Annotated in this window: 6 protein-coding genes; all 6 read right to left on the reverse strand. The window is 36.3% G+C overall.

The window, feature by feature from the left end:
• Positions 1 to 420: amidohydrolase (locus tag V7659_RS29810; protein ID WP_335543645.1), on the reverse strand; the 420-nt coding region annotated here is incomplete at its 3' end.
• A gap of 13 nt (positions 421 to 433) precedes the next feature.
• Positions 434 to 946, reverse strand: a complete 513-nt coding sequence (locus tag V7659_RS29815) for a GNAT family N-acetyltransferase (protein ID WP_335543646.1) — start codon at positions 944 to 946, stop codon at positions 434 to 436.
• Positions 947 to 972: 26 nt separating this feature from the next.
• Complete coding sequence (locus tag V7659_RS29820; protein ID WP_335543647.1) at positions 973 to 1,746, reverse strand: amino acid ABC transporter ATP-binding protein; 774 nt, start codon at positions 1,744 to 1,746, stop codon at positions 973 to 975.
• The gene (locus V7659_RS29825; RefSeq protein ID WP_335543648.1) at positions 1,743 to 2,453 is read right to left on the reverse strand and encodes an amino acid ABC transporter permease; all 711 of its coding nucleotides are present in this window, start codon (positions 2,451 to 2,453) and stop codon (positions 1,743 to 1,745) included. Before V7659_RS29825 ends, V7659_RS29820 begins: the two co-directional genes overlap by 4 nt.
• Before the next feature lie 15 nt (positions 2,454 to 2,468).
• Positions 2,469 to 3,176 carry an amino acid ABC transporter permease gene (locus tag V7659_RS29830; RefSeq protein WP_335543649.1) on the reverse strand — a complete coding sequence of 236 codons (708 nt, stop codon included), beginning with the start codon at positions 3,174 to 3,176 and terminating at the stop codon, positions 2,469 to 2,471.
• 35 nt (positions 3,177 to 3,211) lie between these two features.
• Entirely contained in the window at positions 3,212 to 3,982 is a 771-nt protein-coding gene (locus tag V7659_RS29835) for a transporter substrate-binding domain-containing protein (RefSeq protein ID WP_335543650.1), read from the reverse strand.
• Positions 3,983 to 3,984: the final 2 nt, after the last annotated feature.

Consider the following 3,984-nt stretch of genomic DNA (forward strand, 5'->3'; position numbering starts at 1 on the left):
CTTTTCGGCCCCACCACCGGATTCCTCTGCTGGTTGAAAGAGGAGGCGCACCGTTCCATTCAGTTCTGACTGTTTTTTTTGCAAAAGGCTGGCTGCACCAATAAGAGCAGCTGTATGAAAATCATGACCGCAAGCATGCATCACTCCATTTATTTTGGAAGAATAGGGAAGTCCTGACTTTTCCTCAATTGGAAGTGCATCAATATCTGCGCGAACAGCTACGATAGGACCAGGTTTTCCTCCTTTTATATCAGCAAAGACACCTGTTTTCAAATCCGTTTTGCGAATCGGTATGTCTAGTTCCCGCAGCCATTTTTCAATTGACTTTGATGTTTTAAATTCTTGATTTGATAATTCTGGATATTGATGTAAATGGCGCCGAATGGATATCAAATGAGTCTCTAATTCCGCTTGATTCATAACAATCTCCTTCCTATATATCAAAACGATAGCATTTTACTAAAATATCATTGTTCATAAATTCTTTCGTTTGATCTCGCTTAAAACCAAACCATTCATATAAACGAATCGCTTTTTGCATTTTATCACCTGTGTGCAAATACAATTTATTTGCCCCTTGAGACTTTGCAAATTGAAGACCAGCTTTTAATAATTCTTGCGCTACGCCACGTCCTCTAGCCTGGGGGTGGACAGCCAATAGGCGAATAATCGGGGAAAAAATTTGTAATTCAGGTTTTTGATACGCCTTTTCAGATGACTCGAATAACTGTAACGTACCAAGTATATTTACATTATTTTTCGCAATCAATATCTTTTTCACATCTGGATTATCAACCGATGCCTTGATATTTGCTAAATAATCCTCCCATTGATTTGGATTTGTATATTCATGCTCATACTGCTGATAGCTCTCAACTAATAAACGTCTTACCGCTTCTTTTTCTTCCTCTACTAATTCTTCAATAATAATTTGCTTTGTCACCATAAGAGTCACCCTTTTCTCCAGGATTTTTATTTAATTAACCTGTTCTTAAAGTTGGGGAAGAATGATTCACCCGATATTCGTTGTAAAAATCGCCTGGTTCGTTCTTCTTTTGGAGCATTAAAAATTTCTAAAGGTGTACCTTCCTCAACGATTACTCCTTCATCCATGAATAATACGCGATCAGCGACTTCTCTAGCAAAACTCATTTCATGGGTAACAACGACCATCGTAATACCTTCCCGTGCAATATCTTTAATGACAGAAAGCACATCCCCAACTAATTCAGGATCCAAGGCCGATGTAGGCTCATCAAAGAGAATGACTTCTGGATTTAACGCAAGCGCCCTCGCAATACCGACTCTTTGCTGTTGTCCCCCTGATAGCTGTGAAGGATAGTGATGTAATTTATCACTAAGGCCAACTTCTTCCAGCACTTTTTCACTTTGAAATCTTGCTTCCTTTTTCTTCACTTTCTTCGCAACCACTAAACCTTCCATCACATTTTCCAGCACTGTCTTATGGGCAAATAAATTATAATGCTGAAAAACCATAGCAGATTGTTTTCTTAATAACAACATTTCTTTTTTCTTTGCCTTTTCTGAATTGACCTGTATATCGCCAATTTTTAAAATACCTGAATCAGGAGTTTCTAAAAAATTCAGACATCTCAATAAAGTTGTTTTACCCGATCCACTTGGACCAAGAATCGTTACCACTTCTCCTCTTTCAATGTTTAAGTTAATTCCTTTTAAAACCGGCTGTTTGTTAAATGATTTTTTAATACCCTGTAAATAGATCATGACACGCCTCCTCGATTATAAGCTGTCACCCTTTTTTCAAGTAAATAGGAGAGACCTTCTATAATAATAGTAAGACCCCAATAGATCATACCCGCAGCAATAAAGGCTTCGAGAAACTTTAAATTGATTGATGCGACGATATTGGCGGCACCTGTCACTTCTTTTTCCGATACGAGAAAAGCAATGGATGAAGTGTGTAAAAAACCTACAATGACATTAGTAAAGTTCGGAATAGATTGAGCTAATGCCTGCGGTAAAATGATTCGAAACATCGCTTGCATCTTCGTCATCCCAACTGAGTACGCCGCTTCCATTTGTCCATTAGAAACACTGATAATTCCAGATCGAATAATTTCTGATAAATAGGCACCTGCAGCCAATGATAAGGCGATTAATACAAATGAAATAATCGGAATCGAATTTGTTTGAATTCCTAAATCAAACTTTTCTGAAAGTTGGTCAAGTAATAATGGTAATCCAAAATAAATCACAAAAATATGCATAATGATAGGAGTTCCTCTAAAAAAAGATACATAAGCATTTGCTGCACTATTAAGATATCTCACTTGATATACTCTAATGAGGGCCACGACAATACCTATTAGAAATCCCACCAATAAAGGAATAATAGTTACGATGAGAGTAATAGGAAGGGCCTTGATAATTTCTTTAAACGCTACCCATATAAAGGGAATATCAACCGTCATTTTCACTCCTCCTTTCTATGCAGCAGCAGCTAGATCAGCTTTCTGATAACGATTGTAATATTTTTCTAGTTTACTAAATATTTTTTCAAACAATAGGACAACAACATAATAAATAATCGATAGAGATATATACACCTCTAGTGCATGTGCTGTTGAAGCAACGAGCGTATCTCCTCTTCCCATCATGTCCATCACACCGATAGTAAAAGCAAGAGAAGTATCCTTTAATGAACCAATCACTGAATTTGCCATATTCGGGAAAGCAATCCTTAATGCCTGGGGAAGGACGATTCGAAAAAAGTTTTGGCTGCTTGTCATCCCTACAGAATAAGCAGCTTCCGTTTGTCCATAATCGACTGCACGAATGGATCCTCGAAAAATTTCAGCAAAACCAGCGCCATTGCTAATGGCATAAGTAGCAATGACAAAATAAATGGCATCAAGCTTTGAAATATCAATATTGAAAATCATGAGTACAGCAGGTAAGCCATAAAAAACGAGGAATAATTGGATTAATATTGGTGTCCCTCGAACAAAAGAAACATATAAAATGACCAATTGATTGAGTAAAGGTATTTTAAATAACCTCGGTATAGCGGCTGCTATACCGAGAATGACTCCTAGAATAATAGATGCTCCTAAAATTTGAAGAGTTATCCCTAAATATTGAATTAGTGTGGGAATAAACTCGATTATTAACTTAATATCAAAGGCTTTCCCCATTTTTACTACAACCTCCAAATGAATAATCCAATCTATTAAAAGTTAACTGTGTAGTCAGCTCCTAACCATTTTTTACTCAATTCACTGACAACACCTTCTTTTTTCAAATNNTCATCTTTCCTAAGCAGGAAATAAACTTTTGAATTCAGCAGCGGCTCACCTACTACTTTTTGCTGCGCATCTACAGCGTCATTATTAAAGTCTACTGAAAATGGAGTCGTAATGGTTGCATCTGCTCGACCTGTTTTAATTTGATTTATCGTCGAATCAGGTCCGTTACCTGCATAAACAATTTCAATTCCTGCGTTATTTTCTTTGTTATACTTTTCTAGAAATACAGCGGAATTACTAGTCGCACTTACAATTGCTTTTTTCCCTTTTAAGTCTTTTATTGAATGAATATCATTGTTATTTTTATTGATCGTTACATGAAGAGGAAAGACATTATATGGTTCTTCATTAAAAAGAAACTTCTTTTGCCGTTCTTCATTCACTTCCATTTGATGGGCAATAAAATCAATTTTATTAGTTTCTAAACTTAATAACAGATTCGAAAATTCCATTGTTTTAAATTCAAATTCGAATTCTGGCAGCTTTTCATCGATTTTCCTTACTAATTCCACATCATATCCAGTTAACTTTCCGTTCTTGTCAATAAAGCATACATTTGGGAATTGTGTTCCTGTTCCGACTATTATTTTTTGTACTTTCGACTCCCCTTTCGCAGTTTCGGAGCTTGCCTTTGAAGTTGTTTTTGTTTCTTGAGAAGAGCATGCTCCCACCACTAATGCAAGTAGTAATGTCATAA

It is taken from the genome of Neobacillus drentensis (assembly GCF_036966985.1).
GTDB lineage: Bacteria > Bacillota > Bacilli > Bacillales > Cytobacillaceae > Neobacillus > Neobacillus drentensis_E.